Source organism: Microcystis sp. M53602_WE12 (assembly GCF_030065455.1).
Classification (GTDB): Bacteria; Cyanobacteriota; Cyanobacteriia; order Cyanobacteriales; family Microcystaceae; genus Microcystis; species Microcystis aeruginosa.
Genome location: NZ_JASJFB010000271.1, coordinates 1 through 2624, shown reverse-complemented (window position 1 = coordinate 2624; position 2624 = coordinate 1). Strand labels below are relative to the sequence as shown.

At 37.1% G+C, this 2624-nt stretch carries 6 protein-coding genes and 1 pseudogene; all 7 read left to right on the top strand.

Annotation, left to right across the window (positions count from 1 at the left end; all coding sequences use genetic code 11):
* Window positions 1–293: 293 nt before the first annotated feature.
* Window positions 294–770, top strand: a complete 477-nt coding sequence (locus tag PX482_RS09860; RefSeq protein WP_002763393.1) for a type II toxin-antitoxin system VapC family toxin — start codon at window positions 294–296, stop codon at window positions 768–770.
* Entirely contained in the window at window positions 767–979 is a 213-nt protein-coding gene (locus PX482_RS09855; protein ID WP_002789670.1) for a hypothetical protein, read from the top strand. The genes PX482_RS09860 and PX482_RS09855 overlap by 4 nt, the downstream gene beginning before the upstream one ends.
* A gap of 93 nt (window positions 980–1072) precedes the next feature.
* Complete coding sequence (locus tag PX482_RS09850; protein WP_288026202.1) at window positions 1073–1294, top strand: DUF2283 domain-containing protein; 222 nt, start codon at window positions 1073–1075, stop codon at window positions 1292–1294.
* A 36-nt stretch (window positions 1295–1330) separates the two neighbouring features.
* A pseudogene (locus tag PX482_RS27675) lies at window positions 1331–1582 on the top strand (hypothetical protein).
* A gap of 53 nt (window positions 1583–1635) precedes the next feature.
* On the top strand, window positions 1636–1830 hold the full coding sequence (locus tag PX482_RS09840; protein ID WP_002764287.1) for a RelB antitoxin-like protein: 195 nt from the start codon (window positions 1636–1638) through the stop codon (window positions 1828–1830).
* Between the two features lie 49 nt (window positions 1831–1879).
* Window positions 1880–2200 (top strand): DUF6883 domain-containing protein, encoded by a 321-nt coding sequence (locus PX482_RS09835; protein WP_002764286.1) that lies wholly within the window; start codon window positions 1880–1882, stop codon window positions 2198–2200.
* A 12-nt stretch (window positions 2201–2212) separates the two neighbouring features.
* Window positions 2213–2449, top strand: a complete 237-nt coding sequence (locus tag PX482_RS09830) for a DUF4926 domain-containing protein (protein ID WP_002731660.1) — start codon at window positions 2213–2215, stop codon at window positions 2447–2449.
* The last annotated feature ends 175 nt before the right edge of the window (window positions 2450–2624 follow it).

The window sequence follows — 2624 nt, the reverse complement described above, 5'->3', positions numbered from 1 at the left end:
TGAGTTAAAAGTTAAACTTCAAGTTTTCATTCAGGACAAATGTACTGGTTAACTAATTTTTTGGGGAAAATTAGTTAACCCATGATTATAACATATAATTAATTTGCAAGAGTTCTAATGTTTGGGATAAAATGGAGAAGTTTCAATGGGATCAAGTGCGATCGCTCTGAGAAATGATCGAGGTCAAGCATGACAGTGCAACAACTTCGTTACAGAGATAGGATAGTAGAATAGAGGGGGCTACCATACCGCTGCTTCAGGCTTTAATTTAGTCTTGTCGATCAGTTATGATCATGAAAGAAAAAGTGTACTTGGATTCCACGGTTCCGAGTTATTACTTTGATGAGCGTGAAGCTCTAAAAACTTTTACCGAAATCACAAGGAAGTGGTGGTCGGAGATGTCCAGTTATTATGATTTATATATTTCGGATGCCGTGCTTCAAGAACTAACCAACGGAAACTATCCGCGTAAAGCTGAAATTATTCATTTGGTTTCGAGGATTCCTTTACTACCGCCGACTTCTGCTCTTGAACAAGTTGTCGAGTTTTATCTTGCCAACTATGTCATGCCAAGGTCTCTTGTGGGCGACGCTCTACATCTTGCCTATGCCAGCTATTTCGACATTCAATATCTCGTTACTTGGAATTGCAACCACCTAGCGAATGCTAACAAACGGAAGCATATTCGCGTTATCAATGCCCGCCTTGGTTTGTCAACACCTGAAATTGTCACACCACTTGAACTATTCAAAGAGGAGAATAACTTATGATCCACTCAGAGATTTTGCAAGAAAAAGATAAAACTCAAACAAGATTATCGGAGGAATGCACGTCTATCCATGACTATTTAGTTAAGTCTCGCATTGCTGCGGAAAAGGCTGCGGAATCCTACGGGTTTACTCTCAAGTATGCTGAAGAAATTCATAAAATTCGAGAAGAACACGGCAAAGCTTTCAACGCCAACACAACAGCCTCTTAGGTTGGCTTGAGCGAAACAATTTAGATTAATTCTGATTAATTGCCAATTCATTGCCGACACAAGAGTTAAAGCGATAACAATTAGAGGAATTTGGTGAACAAGATACACTATAGCCCAGATGTGGATGCTTTATTAATTGAGTTAAACAATAATCCAATTGCTTACGCAGAGGAGGAAGGGAAAACAATATTACATTATTCCGAGGACGATCAGTTAGTTTTAATCGAGATTCTAGATTTTGGTTGTTCTCTATCGGAAGATGCTAGACAAGAACTTGCAAAATCCATATCTTCTCGTGCATCGATTAAAATATAGTTATTAATTAATATCCATCTCACAACAATTTAAATCATGAAAGGTATTCAGTATATTGTCGATGAAACAGGAGAAAAAACAGCAGTTTTTATCGATCTAAAAGAATGGGGTCAACTGTGGAATGAGTTTTATCAAAATTTACTCGATCGCTCTCCCGGCAACGAAGACTGGATAAATTGATCGCCTTTTCGAGAAAAATTAGATCAAGCTCTCCCATGGAATGCTAATCATCCACCGCAGTTATCAGATCTAGAATCCCTAGAGAGCAAACTCGACAATCATGAGTGAGGTTTTACTTGATTTATCAATAATAATCTAGAGAACTTTTAGAGGAACTACAAATGCTAGAAATTAGCAAAAGCTATGTATTAGACAAGGATCAAAAGCCGATTGCCGTTCAGATTCCCATTGCTGAATTTGAAAAAATCGAAGAAATCCTTGAGGATTACGGACTGGGAAAACTCATCGAAGAAGTTGAAAATGATCAAATCCTAGACCAAGAAAAAGACTGGCAATACTGCCCGCATATACTGTAAAATCTATTTTATAGAAGTCTATAAAGAAGTTGGCTAAATTACAATATAAATGCCTTATTTAAATCCCAATGCGACAATCCCACCAGCTAAATTAACCCAGTATTTGCTAGTTTTACAACCCAAAGATGATAAATCAGGCTTTCTGGCACAAGCAGGATATAATTTAGACAACTGGCAGGTATTGGAACAAGATTTAAGACGTATTCTTCTCAACGAAGCCACCTTAAATAAACCAACAAAGTTCGGTGATATTTATGAAATTAAAGGACTTTTACAAGGGGTCAACGGGATAAACTTACGAGTCTCTACCTATTGGATTATCGACTCACTTACGAAAGAAACAAGATTTGTGACTTTATTACCAGATTAAAAGAGTTAGACTATGAAATTTGATATGTTTTCCGAAGTTCAATTAACCGAAGATTTGCCAGAATCTAATTTGTCTCGTGGCACTCACGCGATTATCGTGGATTATTGTCCTCGACCCGAAGGCCAAGAGGATGGCTATGTTTTAGAAGTGTTAAATAATCAGGGAAAAGCCTATACAGTTATCGCTGTAGAAGTTTCCAAGATTGAATCAATTCAAAATCTTAAACAGGATGAATTTCAAATTATATAATTCTGTTATTCTTCGCTGTGATTTCCTAGAAAACTGGGCTCTTCGTTACTTGTTATGGTTCGATAGGGGGGCATAAATCGACTAAATCCTTATCTGGCAAGAGACTTAATTGATTAGTTCGCTCTAGATAAAAACAATTGACAAAAATCGCTAAATGCCTTTCTCTATAAGGGTT

Coding starts and splice junctions, on each gene's coding strand:
- PX482_RS09860 (WP_002763393.1), top strand. CDS start 294: ATGAAAGAAAAAGTGTACTTGGATTCCACGGTTCCGAGTTATTACTTT.
- PX482_RS09855 (WP_002789670.1), top strand. CDS start 767: ATGATCCACTCAGAGATTTTGCAAGAAAAAGATAAAACTCAAACAAGA.
- PX482_RS09840 (WP_002764287.1), top strand. CDS start 1,636: ATGCTAGAAATTAGCAAAAGCTATGTATTAGACAAGGATCAAAAGCCG.
- PX482_RS09835 (WP_002764286.1), top strand. CDS start 1,880: ATGCCTTATTTAAATCCCAATGCGACAATCCCACCAGCTAAATTAACC.
- PX482_RS09830 (WP_002731660.1), top strand. CDS start 2,213: ATGAAATTTGATATGTTTTCCGAAGTTCAATTAACCGAAGATTTGCCA.